Origin of the sequence: Flavobacterium phragmitis, from assembly GCF_900112575.1 — a bacterium.
Taxonomy (GTDB): Bacteria; Bacteroidota; Bacteroidia; order Flavobacteriales; family Flavobacteriaceae; genus Flavobacterium; species Flavobacterium phragmitis.
This window is the reverse complement of sequence record NZ_FOMH01000004.1, coordinates 322,249-343,356: the sequence shown is the minus strand read 5'-3', so window position 1 is coordinate 343,356 and position 21,108 is coordinate 322,249. Positions and strand designations below refer to the sequence as shown.

General features: G+C 32.7%; 18 protein-coding genes. 4 read left to right on the top strand and 14 right to left on the bottom strand.

Going from position 1 to position 21,108, the window contains the following annotated elements:
- Window positions 1-7: 7 nt before the first annotated feature.
- The gene (locus BM289_RS09655) at window positions 8-811 is read right to left on the bottom strand and encodes a ComEA family DNA-binding protein (RefSeq protein ID WP_244165352.1); all 804 of its coding nucleotides are present in this window, start codon (window positions 809-811) and stop codon (window positions 8-10) included.
- A gap of 358 nt (window positions 812-1,169) precedes the next feature.
- On the opposite strand from BM289_RS09655, the gene BM289_RS09650 reads away from it, so the two are divergent.
- Window positions 1,170-2,642, top strand: coding sequence for an APC family permease (locus tag BM289_RS09650; RefSeq protein ID WP_091492761.1), 1,473 nt, complete (start codon window positions 1,170-1,172; stop codon window positions 2,640-2,642).
- A 60-nt stretch (window positions 2,643-2,702) separates the two neighbouring features.
- Here the strand turns inward: BM289_RS09650 and BM289_RS09645 are convergent, their stop codons facing one another.
- From BM289_RS09645 to BM289_RS09625, 5 genes are all read right to left on the bottom strand, one after another.
- Complete coding sequence (locus BM289_RS09645; RefSeq protein WP_008466940.1) at window positions 2,703-2,930, bottom strand: PspC family transcriptional regulator; 228 nt, start codon at window positions 2,928-2,930, stop codon at window positions 2,703-2,705.
- A 73-nt stretch (window positions 2,931-3,003) separates the two neighbouring features.
- Entirely contained in the window at window positions 3,004-4,275 is a 1,272-nt protein-coding gene (locus BM289_RS09640) for a DUF2851 family protein (protein ID WP_091492759.1), read from the bottom strand.
- Between the two features lie 74 nt (window positions 4,276-4,349).
- Entirely contained in the window at window positions 4,350-4,832 is a 483-nt protein-coding gene (locus tag BM289_RS09635) for a 3'-5' exonuclease (protein WP_091492758.1), read from the bottom strand.
- Between the two features lie 78 nt (window positions 4,833-4,910).
- Window positions 4,911-6,272: a pyridoxal-phosphate dependent enzyme gene (locus BM289_RS09630; RefSeq protein WP_091492756.1), complete on the bottom strand. Its 1,362-nt coding sequence runs from the start codon at window positions 6,270-6,272 to the stop codon at window positions 4,911-4,913.
- 47 nt (window positions 6,273-6,319) lie between these two features.
- Window positions 6,320-8,302 carry a putative porin gene (locus BM289_RS09625; protein ID WP_091492754.1) on the bottom strand — a complete coding sequence of 661 codons (1,983 nt, stop codon included), beginning with the start codon at window positions 8,300-8,302 and terminating at the stop codon, window positions 6,320-6,322.
- Between the two features lie 170 nt (window positions 8,303-8,472).
- On the opposite strand from BM289_RS09625, the gene BM289_RS09620 reads away from it, so the two are divergent.
- Entirely contained in the window at window positions 8,473-9,135 is a 663-nt protein-coding gene (locus BM289_RS09620) for a ribonuclease HII (protein WP_091492753.1), read from the top strand.
- Window positions 9,136-9,185: 50 nt separating this feature from the next.
- Here BM289_RS09620 and BM289_RS09615 read toward each other — a convergent pair whose 3' ends face one another.
- From BM289_RS09615 to BM289_RS09595, 6 genes are all read right to left on the bottom strand, one after another.
- Window positions 9,186-10,694: a SusD/RagB family nutrient-binding outer membrane lipoprotein gene (locus BM289_RS09615; protein ID WP_091492751.1), complete on the bottom strand. Its 1,509-nt coding sequence runs from the start codon at window positions 10,692-10,694 to the stop codon at window positions 9,186-9,188.
- 3 nt (window positions 10,695-10,697) lie between these two features.
- Window positions 10,698-11,192, bottom strand: coding sequence for a hypothetical protein (locus tag BM289_RS25645; RefSeq protein ID WP_244165351.1), 495 nt, complete (start codon window positions 11,190-11,192; stop codon window positions 10,698-10,700).
- 51 nt (window positions 11,193-11,243) lie between these two features.
- Window positions 11,244-13,946 carry a SusC/RagA family TonB-linked outer membrane protein gene (locus BM289_RS09610; RefSeq protein ID WP_244165350.1) on the bottom strand — a complete coding sequence of 901 codons (2,703 nt, stop codon included), beginning with the start codon at window positions 13,944-13,946 and terminating at the stop codon, window positions 11,244-11,246.
- Between the two features lie 430 nt (window positions 13,947-14,376).
- The gene (lipB, locus tag BM289_RS09605; protein WP_091492750.1) at window positions 14,377-15,075 is read right to left on the bottom strand and encodes a lipoyl(octanoyl) transferase LipB; all 699 of its coding nucleotides are present in this window, start codon (window positions 15,073-15,075) and stop codon (window positions 14,377-14,379) included.
- 5 nt (window positions 15,076-15,080) lie between these two features.
- A complete protein-coding gene (locus BM289_RS09600; RefSeq protein ID WP_091492748.1) occupies window positions 15,081-15,833 on the bottom strand; it encodes a hypothetical protein in 753 nt (250 codons plus the stop codon).
- A gap of 105 nt (window positions 15,834-15,938) precedes the next feature.
- Entirely contained in the window at window positions 15,939-16,664 is a 726-nt protein-coding gene (locus tag BM289_RS09595) for a hypothetical protein (RefSeq protein ID WP_091492872.1), read from the bottom strand.
- A gap of 281 nt (window positions 16,665-16,945) precedes the next feature.
- Between BM289_RS09595 and lysS the strand changes: the two genes are divergently transcribed.
- Window positions 16,946-18,649 carry a lysine--tRNA ligase gene (lysS, locus tag BM289_RS09590; RefSeq protein WP_091492747.1) on the top strand — a complete coding sequence of 568 codons (1,704 nt, stop codon included), beginning with the start codon at window positions 16,946-16,948 and terminating at the stop codon, window positions 18,647-18,649.
- A 91-nt stretch (window positions 18,650-18,740) separates the two neighbouring features.
- Here lysS and BM289_RS09585 read toward each other — a convergent pair whose 3' ends face one another.
- Both BM289_RS09585 and BM289_RS09580 read right to left on the bottom strand, forming a co-directional pair.
- Window positions 18,741-19,334 carry a hypothetical protein gene (locus BM289_RS09585; protein WP_091492746.1) on the bottom strand — a complete coding sequence of 198 codons (594 nt, stop codon included), beginning with the start codon at window positions 19,332-19,334 and terminating at the stop codon, window positions 18,741-18,743.
- A 116-nt stretch (window positions 19,335-19,450) separates the two neighbouring features.
- The gene (locus BM289_RS09580; protein WP_091492744.1) at window positions 19,451-20,476 is read right to left on the bottom strand and encodes a 2-hydroxyacid dehydrogenase; all 1,026 of its coding nucleotides are present in this window, start codon (window positions 20,474-20,476) and stop codon (window positions 19,451-19,453) included.
- A 188-nt stretch (window positions 20,477-20,664) separates the two neighbouring features.
- Here BM289_RS09580 and BM289_RS09575 point away from each other — a divergent pair, with 188 nt between their 5' ends.
- Entirely contained in the window at window positions 20,665-21,105 is a 441-nt protein-coding gene (locus BM289_RS09575; RefSeq protein WP_091492743.1) for a hypothetical protein, read from the top strand.
- Window positions 21,106-21,108 lie beyond the last annotated feature (3 nt).

Below are 21,108 nucleotides of genomic sequence, written 5' to 3'. Positions count from 1 at the left end.
TTTCTTTTTAGTACTCCAAATATAGGCTAATTATTTTTGCTTTTTCAACAGGAAAATCTTTAATTTTTGCTAAATCCTCAATATTATTAAAATTTCCGTTCATACTCCTATACGTTACAATCTGTTTTGCCAGTGCATATTTGAAGTATGGAAACTGTGATAATTCTTTTAACGAAGCGTCATTTACATTTATTTTTTTTAATGTTGACGGGATTATCACTTTAAAATGAGTCTTTAATTCATTTATAACTTCGGGCGAAAGTCCCCACACATCTTCCATTTGGTCCATTGAAACAAAACATCCCATAATTTCTTTTTGTTTTAAGATTCGCACTGAGAGCCCTTCTCCTATTCCATATATTTTCATTAAATCTTCCTGGGTTGCTTGATTTATATCCAATACATCAAACTTTACTTTTTTAGGATAACTATTCTTGCTGTATTCCATTTTCTCTGATTTAAAATCAGATTTATGCTGTGTCCAATCTGGAAATTTAAATAAGGGAGAAATTTTATTGAGCAACGAATCTGAAATTCCAGTAACCTTTTGAAATTCCTCAGCTGAGTTTACGTATTTATTTTCTTTACGAAATGCCTGTAACCGATCAATTTCTTCAACCGACATTCCGAGTTTATACCCTTTATAATCTGAAATAAAATTTGGATTGAACAGATAAACAGAAGGTTTATTATTTCCTTTCGAGCTTTTTTCATTATCAATTTCTGATTGAAGAGCCAGCCATTTTTCCGTATCAGAACTTTTTATTTTAGTAGTAGAAAAATCAGCAAACAGATAAATTGACTGTAACATTATTATAATTAAGAATAACATAAAAATGCCCGTTCTCTGGTACTTTGTAAAATGCAGATACCTTTTAAAATAACTAAAATTCATAACAAAAAAGCTTTTCAATTTATTTTCAAATCATAAAATAAGAAAAAACCTTCAAAAGTATCAATAAAATTAACAGGAAAAGTAGTTTTTAAAAAATTATTAAATATTTCGCAAAACATCAATTAATTTAATGAATATCAATACTTAAAGAATTATTCTTGAGAGTCCTGTAAAAAAAATGAATATTTTATAACTTAAAACATGATAATTGTTTTTATTTTTTACAAAAAACAATACATTTGGCACTTAATAACAAATAAACCAATAATATAGTATGTCAATTTGGAGAGTTAAACCAATATCAGCCTTTGAGGCCGATATGAAAAAAAGTGATTTAAAGAGAGTCCTTGGAAAATGGAGTCTTACCGCCATTGGTGTTGGTGCCATTATCGGTGGAGGAATTTTTGTACTTACAGGTACTGGGGCTTATTATCATGCAGGTCCAGCATTAGCAATTTCGTTTATTATCGCAGGTATTGCTTGTGTTTTTGCGGCTCTTTGCTATTCTGAATTTGCTTCCATTTTACCAGTTGAAGGATCTGCTTACGCTTATGCTTATGGTACTATCGGAGAAATTTTTGCCTGGATAATTGGCTGGGGACTTATTCTCGAATATGCAATGGGCTCGATGACCGTAGCGGTTTCCTGGTCCGGATATTTTAATAAATTACTCAAACTATTTCATATTAAACTCCCTGAATGGCTAACCACGGATCCTGCAAGCTACACTGGAGAAGGTTTTTCTATGAATCTTCCAGCTTTCTTAATCGTTATTTTGGTTATATCATTACTTATTAAAGGAACAAAAAGCGCTGCAAAAGCTAATAATGCTATTGTGATTCTTAAAGTTTCTGCGGTTATCTTCGTAATTATTGCTGGACTTTTCTTTATTAATACAGCAAACTGGAGTCCTTTTATTCCTGAAGCAACTCAAATTATTGAAAAAGAAACAACTCACAATGCATATGGAATTGGGGGAATTGTTTCTGGAGCAGCTGCGATTTTCTTCGCTTACGTTGGTTTTGATGCTGTTTCTACACAAGCCGGAGAAGCTATTAATCCTAAAAAAGATGTTCCTTTTGCTATTATTGCTTCTTTATTAGTTTGTACTACTTTATATATTCTTGTTTCTCTTGTATTAACTGGAATGATGAATTACCAAGATTTTAATCCGCTAGGGAAATATCCTGAAGCGATCAAAGCACCTGTAGCTTATGCATTTGATATCGCCGGACAACCATGGGCTGGATTTATTATTACTGTTGCAGCTACTATTGGATTAGTTTCTGTATTAATGGTAATGATTATGGGACAATCTAGAATTTTCTTAGGTATGTCTAAAGATGGTTTAATTCCTTCTGTCTTCTCTAAAGTGAACCCTATTTCTGGAACTCCAAAAACCAACTTAATGATTTTGGGTGCAATTATTGCAACAGTTGCAGCTTTTACCCCTATCAATAAATTAGCAGATATGACAAGTTTTGGTACTTTATTTGCCTTTACAATGGTTTGTATTGCGGTTTGGATTTTAAGAGTAAAGCAACCAGGTTTAAACAGAACTTTTAAAGTTCCAGCTTTGCCAATTATTGCTGTTTTAGGAATTGCAATTAATACTTATCTGATTATCAATTTAAGTTTAGATGCTCAATTGTTATCACTTGGATGGCTTTTAATTGGTATTCTTGTTTATTTTGGATACAGTAAACAAAGATCTAAGCTTAATGACGCTAAAGGATTCGAAGAATAGAAATATTACACCCTTTCAATATAAAAAGAAAGCTCCAAATTAACATTTGGAGCTTTCTATTTATAAATCAAATACAGAAGTTCTTTTGGAACGGATTAAATCTTTTAGCCTAATCCAAAATGCCAACGTCAGATAAACTCCAAATCCTAAACCTGCCGTAACAAAAGAAATGTAGATAAAAAACAATCTGACACTTGTTACACGCATTCCTAGTTTATCTGCCAATCTAGAAGAAACATGAAAACCATATTTTTCAAAAAAGAATTTTAATTTTAAAATAGCCGACATATTATGATATTAGATTTTTGACTTAAGATTTTAGATTTCTTCGTTGACGTGAATTGCAAAAATACAAAATTATCTAATTGTTTTTTAGAAGTTCCACTCCTATCGAACATTTTAAACAGGCTTTATGATTACAATATTCATTTTTGAGTTCTAATAAAGTTTGACTTTCAAATGCATTTTTCGGCTTTATTCCAAACGAAACAAACTTATCTATTACGGCATTTTTCTCTGATGCAACCTCATTCATGAAATCAATTAAATCTTCAACAATTGGTTCGCCTAATACAGCCGAATAAGCAAACTGAATTGGAATAATCGTATTGATCACAATCAAATCTAAAAACGCCTTCGATAATGGTTTTGATTTCCTTGGACTTTCTTTATCAAACTGATAATGGTTCTGCCAATAACTACTTGCCGAAACATTAAAAAGATTATAAACGCTCGCAAGAGACTTTAAATCATTTATCTTAGAAAACAAATTTTGATATTTATGATAAAGACCTGCCAATTGTGAAAGTCTTATAGTTGGAAAATTATCAGGGCGAAGTTTAAAAAATTGCACAGGTTCAACAAATGTTCTTTCCAATTGGTACTTATTCAATAAATAAAAATATCTGAATTTTAAATCTTTAAAATAGACATCTTCTTTTTCTCCAATAAGCAAACCAGCAGTTCCAAAGAATAACGCTTCCAGATTTTCGTTTTCGAAACTTTCTTTTCTTATGATTGAAAACGGAATTGATTTGGCAATTTGAAGAAAAGAAACTCCATTTGTATTTAAACCAAAATTCTTTGCCAAAAGACAAAACAAAACCGCTTCCCAGTCTTGATTTGTTTCTTCTAATAATTCGTAAATAAATTTTGCTTTGCGTTCCAAACGTTCAAAAAACAATCTTTCCTGCCAGCTTTTAAAAACAAAACTGTCAATACCTTTAATTTGTTTTTCGCATGAAATCCATGTTTTAGGAGAAACCAATGCTTTATAATTAGCCAGTATTTCTTTATCAACAAAGTCTTTGAGAACCAAAACGGGAATTTCCGTATTATCTTCTCTAAAAATAGCCGTATCATTCTCCCAAACTACATGAAGGATCACATTTTGATAAGCCGGATCTTTTTCGTGATTATGAAGATACCAATCGGACGATTTTAAATGAATTTCGACATTGCCTGCCCATTTTTGATTTCCAATTTCTATCTGCGCATTAAAAAAATCAGGCCCCGAAAGCTCTAAATAATCACCCGATTTTAAAATAGTAATTAATTCGCCTTGTGCACTTTTCAAATTCAGAGTATCAAACTTCTTGAATTTCCAGAGATAATGAAGAAAGTCTTCTTTCATTTTTAGATTTTATACTGTTTTACAAAAGCTAAAAATAATAAAATTTTAAAATTATTCTTACAAAATAAATTTATTTAACGAAGTAGATACAACTTTGCACAAGCTCTCGCATCTGATAAAGCTTCATGGTGATTAAGCTGAATTTTCATTTCACGACAGCAATCACTCAATTTTGTTGGCTTTATTCCTTTTGCTTTATAGATTTTCACAGTGCATTCCCATTTTGAAGCAATATTGAGATCTTCATAATTTAAGCCATGAAGCAACATAGACTTCATTAAAACATTGCGGTCAAAGCTTTCATTATGTGCCACCACAACTCGATTTTTTAGTCGCTTTTCAATTTCAGGATAAACCTGAAAAAAAGATTTAGAATTGACAGTATCCTTTGGATAAATTCCATGAACACGAGTCGTAAACGGGTTATATTCGTTATTTGGTGGTTTTATTAAAGTTACAAATTCGTCAACAATTATTCCGTTTTGAACTGTAACAATTCCGACTGAGCAAGGATGATATCCTGTAGCCGTTTCAAAATCTATAGCAGTAAAATTCATTCTATATTTTTAAAAGAAAAATCCATAAATCTAATCACTAAAGTAACAAGATTTATGGATAAATATATTTGTAAAGGCTTATTTTATCGAGCCAATAATATCGTATTTTGTAATAATATGATGATGTCCGTTTCCTAAATCAACCAAAACTGCATCATTTTCTTTTGTAAAAAGTTTTGATACTTCTTCGATTGGAGTTCCTAATTTTACAATTGGAAAAGGTTTGCCCATTACCTCTTTGATTGGTTTCTCGGCAACATTCTTATCTGCAACATAACTTCTAAATAAGTCTGTTTCGTCTACAGAACCTACAAAACCGTTAATATCCACAACAGGAATCTGCGAAATTTTATATTTGCGCATGCGTTCAATTGCATGCGAAACCAATTCTTCTGTACGAACCACAATTAATTCTTTATCGATATGATCTTTAATAACGTCTTCTGCTTTGGTCACATTTTCTTCCAAGAATCCACGCTCACGCATCCAATCATCGTTGAACATTTTACCTACATAACGGCTTCCAGAATCATGAAATAATACTACCACAACATCATCGGGCTTAAAATGCTCTTTTAGCTGCAATAAACCTTTTATACAAGCGCCAGCCGAATTTCCAACAAAAATAGCTTCTTCAAGCGCAATTTTTCTGGTGTAAACAGCCGCATCTTTATCTGTTACTTTGGTAAATCCGTCAATTAAAGAGAAGTCAACATTTTTAGGCAAAATATCTTCACCTATTCCTTCTGTTATATAGGAGTAGATTTCGTTTTCATCAAAAATTCCTGTTTCATGGTATTTTTTAAAAACAGAACCATAAGTATCAATTCCCCAGATTTTAATGTTCGGGTTTTTCTCTTTTAAATATTTTCCAACGCCGGAAATAGTCCCGCCTGTTCCAACACCAACAACAAAATGCGTAATTTTACCATCAGTCTGTTTCCAGATTTCTGGCCCAGTTTGTTCGTAATGTGCCAATGAATTTGACATATTATCATATTGATTTACATACCAAGAATTTGGAGTTTCTTCTGCTAAACGCTTAGAAACTGAATAATAAGAACGAGGATCTGTTGGCTCAACATCTGTAGGACATACAACAACTTTTGCACCAACAGCACGAAGAATATCCATTTTTTCTTTTGACTGTTTATCTGAGATAACACAGATTAATTTATATCCTTTTACAATAGCTACGAGAGCCAATCCCATTCCTGTATTTCCTGAAGTTCCTTCGATAATAGTTCCTCCCGGTTTTAATCTTCCATCAGCCTCTGCGTCTTCAATCATTTTCACGGCCATTCTGTCTTTTACAGAATTACCTGGATTAAAAGTTTCGACTTTTGCCAATACTAACGCATCAATTTCAGCAACAATTTTGTTGAGTTTTACCAATGGTGTGTTACCAATTGTTTCTAAAATATTATTTGAAAAGTCCATTTTTATTTAAGTTTAATATGTGGTTTAAAATAAAGTAAGTCTTTTTTTTATTGGAAGAAATTCCAAACTAAACCAAAACGCAATACAAAATCACGATAAGGATTATTAGGCGTTGCATAATAATTACTTTGTGTAAAAGCAGCGTTGAAATGTTCTGCTTTTAAATAAAATCTGGTCTGACGAATTCTGGCATTGATGAAGAAATCAAATGTTGCAAAACCGCCGATCTTTTTATTCTGCTGTACAAAAAATTCTGCGATAACGGGATTATAATCATCTCCATAATACTTTGTCAGATAATTAAAGACAAGTCCTGTCTGCATGTACAATGCTTTCTTGAAAAAGTAGCCAGAATAGTAAAACGTATTTCTAGTCACAAAATCAGGAACATTTAAGATTAAGTCAGACTGATCTACTTTTTGATATAAAAGTGTATTGTCTAATGCAAATGGACCAAACTTAAATTCACGGCTTGCTTTTATTTCCAAATAATTAATTGTGTTTGCATATTGAAATGGATTTACAATTTGAATATTTGATGCTTTTTGCATATCTGTAGCAGCATCCGCAAAATATAAATGATCTTTAAGAACTGTGTACTGAACTTGTCCTGTTAACCAGGGAGTCTGAATCTCTGCACTAAGAGAATTGATTTTTTCATTTTTAAAATTATTCGACCAATTGTATGCCACCCAACTACTTTGATACAGGTTATAATTATTATTCGGTAGTTTATTGATATTACGATATCTAAAATCAAATTTAATTTTATCATTTAAATCATATCGCAACTTTGCATCTAAATCTGAAAGCGATTGGTTTGTAATTGATCTAGAATATAAAAATCTCCCATTCCACTTGTTTTTTTGGTATTCATACTGTCCTCCTACGTTATTAATCTGTACAAACAAATTCCCTGGTACAGCAGTATTATCATCACGAACAATAACTCGTTCATATTCATAGTTTGATCTGTAATCATCTATAAAAAAGTTAAACTTTCCAAGAAGCGAATTTTCATAAGCAAGTCCCGCTTTATTATAAAGTCTTTCATACTTTGTTTGATCGTTTATATTGCTGGACGAGTACGAATCACCAAAACGCTGCACTCTAGTCGTAACATTATTATCATCAGTAACGGTAGAAATTACCGTTGGCTGTTTATACTCGTAAGTTTTATTTTCATAATTAAGCTGATGAGTGACATATAGATTATTATTCCCCTCAGTTGGATTTACTCTAAAAGCATGATCAAAAAAGATTCTTCTTCCTTTTAACATCGATTCTGCATCAGTTAAATAGACTTGCAGTCTTTGTCTGTTTTTGTAATCTTTATTATCGCTTTCAAAGTTATTATCATTCGTAATTCCTCCGTTTTCCTCATTCATTATATCTTGAAAAGTATAATGAGCGTTTATGGCATAACGTCTACTTGTAGTGGCATAACTAGTTGTAAATCTAAAATTTCCAGCACTCACCAATTGATTAATATAATCTCCTTCCGACCTTAAACCTCTATAGGCAATTGAAAAATTCAGGTTTTTAGAAACGTTCAATGTGATAAAAGAATCTACATTTTGACCTTTATTAATTGTTGTATTAAAAAACAATTCTGTAAAAGGTGTCGCTGCAGAATAATATTTAATTTGATCTGCTTGTATATAATTAAAGTGTTTTCCGTTAAAACCAATTTCTGGATATGGAGAAAAACTCGTTAAACTGTATTGCAAGGTATTTAAAGGCTGTCCGATATTTGAAAACTCCTGATAACCAAAAAGGTCTTTTCTAAGATGATTTTGTCTGTAAGCACTTTTAATAGTCAGCGAGGTATCGGCGTAAATTGTATCGTGTTCCAATGTAATTATTTTATATTGGTCTATAGTTGCAATCTTAGCTTTCTTCTTTTTTACGGTATCTGTAATACTAGAATATTCCGTATTCATATCTAAATTATTCTTAGGAGCTGGTTTTACTTGAGAAAACAATAAAGTTGGTACAACTAATAGATATAGAAAAATGAATATTCTCATTTGATGGCTTTATATAAATTTATTTTGACAAAATTTGCTAAGCAAAGGTAAATTATAAAAACAAATAAAGAAAAAAACACTTCATTTTATATAATTGCCTTGGCAGACAGTGTCAAAACGAATATTTTTGCTGAAAATTTTATCTAATTTGTTATTTAAAAATTAAAAAAATGCTCTCAAAAAATTTTTCAGGATTTGTTCTAGAAACAGGAACAGATGAAGCTGGACGAGGATGTCTCGCAGGACCCGTAACCGCAGCGGCTATAATTCTGCCCGAAGATTTTGAGAATAGCATTTTAAACGACAGTAAGCAGTTGTCTGAAAAGACAAGAGCGCTTTTAAAACCAATTATAGAAAAGGAAGCGCTTTGTTTTGCAGTAACTCATTTATTTCCGGAAGAAATTGACGAAATAAATATTCTAAATGCTTCAATGAAAGGCATGCAGGAATGTATATTAAAACTGAAACACGTTCCTGAGTACATTATTGTAGATGGAAACCGATCTATAAATGCCAAGTTGGGACTTAAAAATACTTTTGGCAGACAATTTTCTGATGATGAAATTGCATTATTAAAATCGATTCCCAATCAAAGTATTATAAAAGGTGATGCAAAATTTCTAAGTATTGCAGCAGCTTCGGTTTTAGCTAAAACGTATCGCGACGAATACATGGATCAAATTCATGAAGAATTCCCAATGTATAATTGGAAAAAGAATAAAGGTTATCCGACTACTGAACATCGCGAAGCCATTAAAAAATATGGCACAACAAAATACCATCGAATGAGTTTTAGGCTCCTGCCTGATCAACTAGAGCTTGATTTGTTTTAATAACAAAAGGCTGTCAACAAAATTTGACAGCCTTTCGCTTTTTTTAGGCTTTAATATTTATCCCAAAATAATTTCGTGTCCAGTTTATCACCACCAATATCGTTGGCGGCTTTCCTGTAATTAGTTTCGTTTACCAATTGTTCTTTTCCTGAATATGTATAGCGAACAGGAACTGTTAAAATATTCTTTTCAATAGCAGATTTTGGTGCTTTTAAAACTGGAAAATCTAATCTTCTGTAAGATGTCCAGGCTTCAAAGCCTCTGTTATAAAGTGCAAACCAAGCCTGATTTCCAATTTTTTCCTTCCAGTTTGCACCACTCTGCACATTTAAATAATCTACTTTAGGTTTTGCAAGATAGGCCGTTGCATCTGCCTGCGTTAATCCCCAGTCCAGCATTGAAGCTGTAATTCCAGCATCATAATATTTTTTTGCCTGAGCAGATCCTCCTGGAATTAAGTTTTTTTCACTCGCTTCTGCCAATAAGAACTGTAATTCTGCATAATCAAACAATGTACCTGGATAAGTTTCACTATTAAATGTTTTTGTTATATGCGAAGATGATGCATAAATATTAGCTTCACCATAAGTTCCTCCTACAAAAGTTCTTCCTGGGGGAAGGGTAGGAACAGGTGTGTCATTAACAAAATATTTTACCATTCGGGGATCGCCTCCTGGAACAATAGCATCCATTGCTGCTACAAAAGGTTCTGCCGGAACAAAATCTGTTCTTTTACTTGCTACCAAATCTGTATACAAAGGATTCTGATTACCTGTAGTTGTCAGGTAAACCAACTTTGTATTATCAGCATTACTCGCAAGCGGTCCATTTGCTAATGCTTTCTGAATCTGTGTTGCTGCATATGCAGGCTCAACATCTGAAATATTTACTGCCAGCCTAATAACTAATGAATTAACAAATTTTGCCCATTTTAGGTTACTTGCCGCATTTCCGAAATAGATGATATCTGCATTTCCAAAATTAGGGCTTGAGGCATTTTTCTTAAATATTATCTCATCTTTTACTAAACGTTCTATCAGATCTTTATAAATGGTCTTAGCATCATCATAAGAAGGTAGTGGATACTTTACAATATCTCCTGCCTGTGAGTAAGGAATATTTCCAAAAGTATCAACTAATATGCTATAAGAATACACCTCCATTACATCGATAAGTGCTAGTTTATTTTCTTTAACCGCAATTTCAGAATCTGTGATTGCTGTTTGTGATGTAATCATCCCTTTAGCCTCTTTTAAATCTGCCAGTACATCCCTGTAGAAAACTACAAAATGATTATCAGGAATTTTGCGACTTTTAATATCATATTGGCTTTCGCTCGGATAAGTTGTTTCAGCCCATTGCTGAGCAAACAATCTAAAAACATTATAATTGACACTGGTACTCACCATTTGATCTACAATTTTCTTCTGAGCATTGGAAAACAAATATTCTGATCTAGTAATTGCTGGCTTTTTAGGATCCACATTTTCATCCGTAAGATCACTACTGCATGAAAAGAGGATACTGATAAAAGATAATGATATAATTATTTTTTTCATGGTTTAAAATTTTAAAGTTAGGTTACAGCCAATATTTCTTGTTGTAGGCAATGAACCGCTTGAGTATCCTGATGATAGATTCCCAGAACTAAGTCCGCTCTCCGGGTCTGCACCTGGAAGATTTTTATGAATGATCCACAAATTAGACCCTACCAACGATAATTTAAGCCCTGTTAGTCTCATTCTGGATACCATTTCTGATGGAAAATTATAAGTAATACTAGCTTCTCTTAATTTGATATAACCTGCATCATAAATAAAAGCTTTTTGTGGGTTTTTGGTATATCCGTAAATTCCACCTGCTACTTCTGGTGATGGAGTTCTGGTCGTATTTGGTGTTCCATCGGCATTTACTCCAGGCAATATTACACCGCCACCGTTGGCCAATGTATTACGTACAGGATTTCCAAGTTCATTATAACCAGCAGTTGATTCATAAAGACCTGAATTTTGACCATAATATTGATCTAAAGAAAAAATATCTCCTCCTTTTTGCATATCGATAAGGAATCCAAACGAAAACTGTTTGTAACTAAATTTATTTCGAATTCAACCTATCCAGTCTGGTGTAACATTTCCAATTACATTGGTAGTAGTAGATGTTAATACATACGTACCATTTTTGGTTATTTTTTGTCCATCTTTTGTGTAGGTGTAATCAGCTCCAATGATATCGCCATAAGGACTTCCTTTTTTAGCCACAATGCTAACACCTCCCTGAAAAGATCCTAAAGTCAGTGTTTCAATGCCATCTGTTAATTCCACAACAGTATTTTTATTTTTAGACCAGTTTACAAAAACATCCCACTGAAAATCTTTCCTTTTTAAAGGATTTAAATTAAGCTGTACTTCTATTCCTTTATTTTCTACCGAACCTGCATTAATATATCGGGAAGAATACCCTGTAGCCGGAGAATAGTCTACAGGAAATATTTGATCTGAGCTTAAACTTTTATAAATACTGGTTTCGAGTCCAAATCTTCTGTTAAAAAACTGAAGCTCTAAACCAACTTCATTAGAAACAGTTTTTACTGGACGTAAATTTGGATTTGCCGCGGTACTTGGTTTAGAGTAAAGCGGATTTGAACCAAAATTGTCAAACTTGTCAAAAGTGTCCTGCAATGCATACAAATCAATATTTCCTTGTGGATTCTCAGCATAACTTACACGAAGTTTTCCAAACGAAAACCAATCTTTTTTAACATGTTGTGTGAATACATAACTTGCAGATGTCGAGAAAGTATTTACTGCATTATTACCTTTTGGCAATGTAGAAAAGGCATCATTACGTACTGTGCCCTCTAAAAATAAGAAATCCTTATACCCCAAAGAAGCTGACAAATAAGCACTATTTACTCCAGAGTTATCTTCTTTTTCTACAGGAAATGGAGCTGCGGTTTTAGAATTTGACAATGCATAAACTCCTGGTATAATTAACCCTCCCTCTGTCGAGGCTAAAGTTGAAGTTCGTCTTGTTCTCAAAGCATTAAAACCAATTAATCCAGTTAAAGAAAAACTATCATTGAGTTTTTTATTAAGATTTAGCGTAAATTGATAATTCTGTTCAGAAAACATTCCGTTGTATTTTTGATATCCCGATGGAACTGATGCTCTGCTGACACCAAACACTGCACTGCTTGCGCCATCAGCTCTTCTTTCTTCACGCAATTCAGCATAAGTGTCTGTACTTGCTTTTCCAGAAGCAAAAAGCCAGTCTGTTAACTTATAATCTAGTTGTACATAGCCTATGAAGCGATTTCTTTCATCAGATTGAAAATTTTTATATCTAGTAAAATATGGATTATTTTGAGACTTTACATTTGTTTTCCCGTTAGCCGGGTCTTCCATATTCCATGCAATGTTTTGTCCTCCTGAATTCTCAAAAACACTTTTTAGTTCTTTTATATCAACATTTACTGGCCACCACTGTCTAAAACTACTCACTACGTTGTCTCCGCTGTATCCGGTAGAATTTCTTCCAACTGTAGTCTGTGCCATATAATTAGCAAAAACATTGGCCGATAATTTATCTGTAAACTTATGGCTTAATTTCAAGCTTAAATTGTTTTTCTTTAATTCACTATTGAGTAGTATTCCATTTTCTTTGTAATTATTATAATTGATGACAACGTTTGTCTTTTCATTCCCATCTTCAAAAGAAACTGAATTATTAAAAATTTGAGCGGTCTGAAAAAAAGTAATTGGACCATTTTGTGCAGCAACCCAAGGTGTTTTTTTACCATAATTTGAAGAATAAGGTGTAAAAGAGTTCCATTGATATACCATCAAATTAGGATCAAAAGCTACACCGTATGAGGCATCATCAAAAGTAGTTGCAACCTGATTTCCATTTTTATCAATTACAAAAAAAGCTCCCGTTGGTCCTACTGGTATTCCTTTGGCATTTCCTTTGTCATCGTAAGTCGGTCCATAACCCTGACCATATTTATTCTGATATGTTGGAAATGTAGTTTTGTCAATGGTACCGATAGTAACCTCGCTTGAAACGGTTATACCCATTCCTTTTTTAGCTTTTCCTTTTTTTGTGGTAATCATAATAACTCCATTACCAGCCTGCCAGCCATACAAAGCAGCAGCAGCAGCACCTTTAAGAATGTTCAGAGATTCTATATCATCCGGATTAATATCCATTCCCGCATTACCATAATCATAAGTATTTCTAACTCCTTCTGTTTGTTTTGCCGAGTTTGAATTGATATTACTGTTGTTAATAGGCATTCCGTCTATAACAATCAGCATTTGATTATCTCCTGTTAGGTTTTTAACTCCCCTTGACACCACATTTGTTGACCCTCCAAAATTGGTATTCTTTCTTATATAAACACCGGCAGCTTTTCCTGAAATTTCATTTAAGAAATTCCCGCTGGCAACTCCCGAATTTAAATCGGCTCCTTTTATTTCCTGTGAGGCATATCCCAGTGATTTTTTCTCTCTTTTAATTCCTAATGCGGTCACCACAACTCCGTCAAGTTCATTAGAAATACCAGACATCTTTGCATTTATTACTGTAGATGCCGCTTTGATTTCCTGGGTTTTCATTCCTACATAACTAAAAATAAGAATCTCAGTTGCCGATGCTTTAATAGAATATTTTCCATCTATATCGGTCTGGGCACCTTTTTTTGTTCCCTTAACGAGAACACTAACACCTGGAAGCGGAAATCCGGTTTCATCGGATATCGTTCCAGAAATAACTCTTTCCTGTGAGAAAGAAAATTGTATCGTTAACATCAGAAAGAATGTTAAGAGACATTTAAACTGTAATTTCATTTTTGTTTATTTTGGTTAATAATTGTCAAAAATGAAATTATTTTCTTACGAAAACAATTTAAAAATGTTAAATTTAAATATTTTTCCTACTTTATATTATATTTATCTAAATTAAATAGTACAAAAAAGCTAACATAAATCAGCAATCTCATTATCAATAAAAGTAAAAATATTAATACTCAGTACACTTTTCGTACAAATAGTTCATTCAACCGAATACGAATGAAACATAATATCAAAATAAAATAATTAAGATTTTTTTCTACAACAAAAGCCATTTCGTTGTAATAAGACTTACAAACAAAATGGCTTTTTTTAGTTATTCTTCAGCATTAAAATATCCCTCAATCAATTCCTTTTCTGGAGAGATAAAACGATTTAAATCAATTTTTTAAACAAATTCAGCTTCAAATAATGCTGTAAAATGTTTGATGATTTTAGCTTTTACTTCATCTTCATCTACCTTTTCTACTCCAAGTTCGACGTTCAAGGAGGTCACACCTTTTCCTCGAATACCGCATGGAATAATATTATCAAAATATCCCAAATCGACATTTACGTTTAAAGCAAATCCGTGCATGGTTACCCAACGTGAAGCACGAACGCCCATAGCACATATTTTACGTGCAAACGGAGTTCCTACACCTAACCAAACTCCTGTTTCGCCTTCACTTCTACCCGACTCTAAACCGTATTCTGCCAAAGTAAGAATCATAGATTCCTCTAGCAGACGTAAGTATTTATGAATATCAGTAAAGAAGTTTTCCAAATCAAGAATAGGATAACCTACAATTTGTCCAGGTCCGTGATACGTTATGTCGCCACCGCGGTTAATTTTATAGAAAGTCGCTCCTTTGGCTTCGAGCTGTTTTTCGTTTAACAATAAATTCTCAAAATCGCCGCTTTTACCCAAGGTATAAACATGCGGATGCTCTACAAATAATAAATAATTTGGAGTCGGCAGATCAAGTTCTTCCCTTCTGTTTTTGATTTTTAAATCGACTATGTCTTTGAAAAGCTCTTCCTGATATTCCCAGGTCGATTTATAGTCTTTATTACCCAGATCCTGAAGTTGGATTTTTTTGTTCATTTTAATTATTTTTCAAACTCAACATCAAAGTTGAGTTTGTCTGGATTCTCCATATAATCCGTAAAAGAGTATTGAATTGTAATTGATTTTCGGTCGTCGCTAAACAATGCATTTGGATTAGAGACTTTCTTAATCTTTTTTGGAAAATTATATTTTACAATGTAATTCGATGAAGCAAACATCATTTTGCTCATATCTGCTGTAGAATCTTTTTTAATCTCAGCCAGTTTCTGCTTATCTATTACCGCTTTCCTTGTAAATTTCTTTCCGTCGTAAGTATAACTTAGTTTACTATTATTGTTTCCAAAACCACTTCCAAGCGGACTAGCATTGGCACTGCCTTCCAATTTTTGAAGTGCACTTATGGTTTGTAAAATATCTTGCAATTCGTTTACGTTTTTAAAATCTGTTGCAAAGTTCATTAAAAACTGCTTTTTCTCTGAACTCATTTTAGTACTCACCACAAAATTCTCTAATTTTTTCAAGTCTTTTTGAGCTTCTGGAGACAATTTTGCAATACTGTCTTTTTTCTCTTCAAATAGTTGTTTGAAAGTAAATGTCGAATCTATGTCTTTTTTAGCATCGGCTCCCATTTGGCTTCCTATTTGGTCGCCCGCCATTTCCATTAAAGCAGAACCGTCCATATCTACAGAGAATTTTCCTGTTCCGTTTTCATTAATCGTAATATTTTCAGTGAAAGTACAACTCGTTAATGTTGCTATTAAAAAAGAAAAGCTTAGTAATTGGTATAATTTCATAAGGGTACAATTTTTCATCAAAGATACGAAGTTTTTTAGGTTCTGGGATTCTGAGCCTCTAAGATTCTAAGTCACTGATATTATAAGCTTTAAGCTTTTTTTTTATTATTCCAAAACTACTTTGAGATTTGTCATTTCCGGATTGCGTAAACAATCTGACAATTTAAATTCTAATGTTAACGATTTTTCATCTGAATTGATTATAGCTTTTGAATTGGAAATTGATTTTATCTTTTTTGGGAAATGATATTTTAATAAATATGATTGCACCAGCTTTGAAGAACCGTATTTTTTTTCAAAATTTTCAGACTGCTCTTTTGCTTTTTCTAATTCGTCTTTATTTATAATTGAAACTGAACGTTTAAAAATTGTCCCGTCAAAATCATATTCTATTCTGAAATAATGATTTTCTGCCGTCAGGGCATAATTATGCTGAATGTCTGAAGCATAATCTTCTGTTTTAAATAAATCTGGGATTTCTGAAACTTTATTAAAGTGAAGTGAAAAAATGTTTCGAAATTCTTTTTCGTAAGAACTTCGTTTGACATGCACTTTTACATCAGCATATTTTTGAAACAACTTTTGTTCTTCTGGAAGGTATTTTATAAAATTCTCCCTGTACTTTTCAATGTATTCTTTGAAAACATAAGTAGTATCCTGAAACACATTTTCTTTCGAATATTCTTCGCCTGCCAATTGCATATAACTATTTTCTTCTCTCTGCTGTACAATTTCTATATCGCCACTCCCATCAGAATTGATTGTAATGGTTTCGGTTATTTGACAGCTTGATGCTAAAATTAGAAGTAATACAATTAATAAATATTTCATTTTTTTCATAAATGGTTTTTATCTTAAAAGATGCTAAGATAGTCCGTTTTTTATATATTTTTCTTACAATAAAGGATTCTTTTAAAAACAAAAGTTTCTTATCCAGCCCCGATAGAAGTGGAAATCCTTTTATGCCGGTGTTCGGCATAAAAGATTGCAACGGATAGCGGGACTAAAGGGGATTGAAACCCAACAAATTGCTGCTTCAAAAAATCTAAAATCTGCATTCTAAAATCTGCATTCTTTTCTTTATCTTTGCACACTTAAAAAAATAGCACAAAATGGCATTATCAGAACAAGAAATCATCAGAAGAGAAAAACTTCAAAATTTACGCAATCTGGGAATCAATCCTTATCCAGCTAATCTTTTTCCTGTAAATCATACTTCGAAGCAGATAAAGGAAACTTTTGAGGAAGGTAAGAAGGTTATTGTTGCGGGACGTTTGATGAGTGTTCGTGATCAAGGTAAAGCTTGTTTTGCTGAATTACAAGACAGCGAAGGACGTATTCAATTGTACGTGAATCGTGATGTTTTGTGCGAAGGTGACGATAAAACCTTATACAACCAAGTGTTCAAAAAACTAACTGATTTAGGTGACTTTATTGGTATTGAAGGTGAATTGTTTACAACTCAGGTTGGTGCAAAATGTATTCGTGTTAATGGTTTTACTTTCTTGAGTAAAACATTACGTCCGCTTCCGTTACCAAAAGTTGATGAAGACGGAAATGTACACGATGCTTTTAATGACGCCGAATTGCGTTACAGAATGCGTTATGTAGATTTAACGGTAAATCCGCAGGTTAAAGAAACTTTCTTAAAGAGAACTAAATTGTTCACTGCAATGAGAGAGTATTTTAACAATGCAGGTTATCTTGAAGTAGACACTCCGGTTTTACAATCCATTCCTGGTGGTGCTTCGGCAAGACCATTTATTACGCACCATAACTCGCTTGACATTCCGCTTTATATGCGTATTGCAAATGAGTTATACTTAAAAAGATTAATTGTTGGTGGATTTGAAGGTGTTTATGAGTTCTCTAGAAACTTCCGTAATGAAGGAATGGACAGAACGCATAATCCTGAATTTACTGCAATGGAAATATATGTAGCCTACAAAGACTACAACTGGATGATGGATTTTGCCGAAGGTTTATTGGAGCATTGTGCAATTGCTGTAAATGGCACAAGCGAAGTAACTTTTGGTGAGCATAAAATCAACTTTAAAGCACCTTATGCACGCGTTACCATGACAGATTCTATCAAACATTTTACTGGTTTTGATATTTCTGGAAAAACAGAACAAGAATTGTTTGAAGCAGCACGTGGAATGGGAATCGAGGTTGACGAAACAATGGGTAAAGGAAAATTGATTGATGAGATTTTCGGTGCAAAATGTGAAGGAAATTATATTCAGCCAACTTTTATTACTGATTATCCTAAAGAAATGTCTCCGCTTTGTAAAGAGCACCGTAATAATCCAGATTTGACGGAACGTTTTGAATTAATGGTTTGTGGTAAAGAAATCGCCAATGCATATTCTGAATTAAATGACCCAATTGACCAAAGAGAGCGTTTTGAAGATCAAATGCGTCTTTCTGAAAAAGGTGATGATGAAGCAAACGGAATTATCGATGAAGATTTCTTAAGAGCTCTTGAGTATGGTATGCCTCCTACTTCTGGAATGGGAATTGGAATGGATCGTTTGATTATGTATTTAACAAACAATGCTTCGATTCAAGAAGTTCTATTATTCCCTCAAATGCGTCCTGAGAAAAAACAAGCTCAGATCGAATTGACAGAAGAAGAAAAAGTAATCATTACTTTATTGAAAGGAAACGAAAATAAAATGGATTTATCTCAGCTTAAAGTTTCTGCTAATTTAAGCGGTAAAAAATGGGATGCTTCTATGAAAAACTTATCTAAACACGGTCTAACTAAAGTTGTTGTGGATGGTGAGTTTAAGTTTGTTGAACTAGTTGGTTAATTTCCAAAATTGAAATTCCAAATTCCAAGTTGGATTTTATAATATTTCAAACCCGACAGGTTTTAAAAACTGTCGGGTTTATTTTTTAATTTTAAAACGAATACTTCTCCAATTTCTCTCCTTGAATATCCAAAACTTTTGTACTCTCTTTTGGAATATCACTTATGATTTCTTGAACAGATGGATTGGAAGGATATTTTCCGTTTTTCATTTTTAGAAGATGAAATTTTCCTCCGCTTTCAAACATAAGGTCATAAAATTTTTCTGTCGATGAGGTTGTAACATAAATTGGAAAATCAGTTACGGTGAAACGATTTATTACACTTCCATCATTATTTAAAATATAACCTGAACAGCCTCCGCTTCCGCAGAAATAAGAATTTGAGAAGCCAATAAAATATTCATTTTTCTTATCATTATTTAAGTCAAAAGCATCATAATAAAAATATCGATCCTCTTTTGTCAATGCAGGAATATCATTCTTTATTAAAACCAACAATTGCTTGCGTATTAATTCTATTGCCTTGTCTTCTCTTGGAGTAGCTTCACTCAAATTTGCCGTTCCTCCGAGTGTTTTAGACAATGTATCTTGAACAACCGTTTTTACAATATTTTTTGAATTGTCTTTATTTTGACAGGAATAAAATGCCACGATTCCGACTAGAATTAGAATTTTATTTTTCATAATTTGATATTTTAAATCTAGATCTTTCTTTACAAGTAATTAAATTACGAAAAATATTCTACAAGCTAAACCCGACAGGATTTAAAAACCTGTTAGGTTTACCAATCTAATTCGATTTAGACCAACAACGCTGCTTTATTTTCAATATCATTTTTTTCCAACAATGACTTTATATTATTAAAAGTCACCAAAGCAATCTGCGTCAAAGCCTCATTGGTAAAAAATGCTTGATGCGCGGTTACCAAAACATTTGGAAAACTCATCAAACGCTGAATTGCATCGTCCTGAATAATATCTGCCGATAAATCTCTAAAGAAAAGTTTCTCTTCTTGTTCGTAAACATCTATTCCCAGATAACCAATTTTTCCTTCTTTCAAACCTTCAATGACTGATGAAGTTTCAATTAATCCGCCACGGCTTGTATTGATGATCATTACGCTGTCTTTCATAAAAGAAATAGAGGTTTTATTAATGACATGTTTTGTCTGATCATTGAGTGGACAATGGAGCGAAATAATATCACTTGACTTGAAAATCTCTTCTAAACCAACAAAAGAAACACCGTCTTTTATCATTTCTTCATTTTCTACAATATCATAAGCAAAAACTTTACAGCCAAATCCTAAAGCAATTTTAGCGAAAGCTTTTCCAATATTTCCTGTTCCAATAATTCCAATTGTTTTCCCAAATAAATCAAAACCTAACAATCCGTTTAAAGAAAAATTCTGTTCACGAACTCTATTGTAGGCTTTGTGTGTTTTTCTGTTTAATGTCAAAATCATAGCAATAGCATGTTCTGCAACTGCCTGTGGAGAATAAGCTGGAACACGACAGACTTTTATATTATGCTTTTTTGCGACTTCTAGATCAACATTATTAAATCCGGCACAACGCAAGGCAATGATTTTTACGTTCTTTTCTGCTAATTGCTTAATGACTGTTTCATTTACTATGTCATTTACAAATACGCAGACAATTTCACATTCCTCAATCAAAGCAACAGTTTGTGAATTTAATTGCGTTTCGAAAAAATCCAATTGAAAACCAAAATCTGCATTGTATTGATTAAAGAATGCTTTATCGTAAGGCTGTGTTGAGAAAAAAGCAATTTTATTTTTGTTTGATGTGGTATTCAGATCCATATTCTTGTTATTGGTTTATTCTTGGTTAATTCATTAAAAATAAGCAATAAAAATTAAATTCTGTAAGAATTAAGCATCTAATACTGTTTCTGCAAGTTTTGTTAAATAAACTATAAATCTGATAACCAGATTAAACCTAAAGAATTTCAAAAAGTCTAATTGGTATAAACAATTAAAAAAACTTGAAAATGAAAAAACTATTTATCGCAGCTATGTTATTTGTTGGAATAGCAAGTTTTGCACAAGACATGGACCAAAAACCATCACGCGAAGGAAGAGAAAGAATGACTCCTGAAGAACGAAATGAGAAACAGCTTCAAAAATTAACTTCCGAATTAAATTTAGATGCTAGTCAACAGGCACAAGTAAAACAACTTTTAGCAGACAGAAGTGCTAAAGCCGAAAAATTTAGAGAAGCGAGAAAAGAGAAAAAAGATAGTAATACCAAACCAACTGCTGCAGAAAAAGCTGCTTTCAAAAAACAAATGGAAGATGAAGTCGCCGCAAATGATGCCAAAATGAAATCAATCTTAAAAGCAGATCAATACACCAAATGGAAATCTCTGCAGGAAGAAAGAAAAGACAAAATGAAGGATAAAATGAAAGAACGCAGAGAAGATAAAATCTAATTT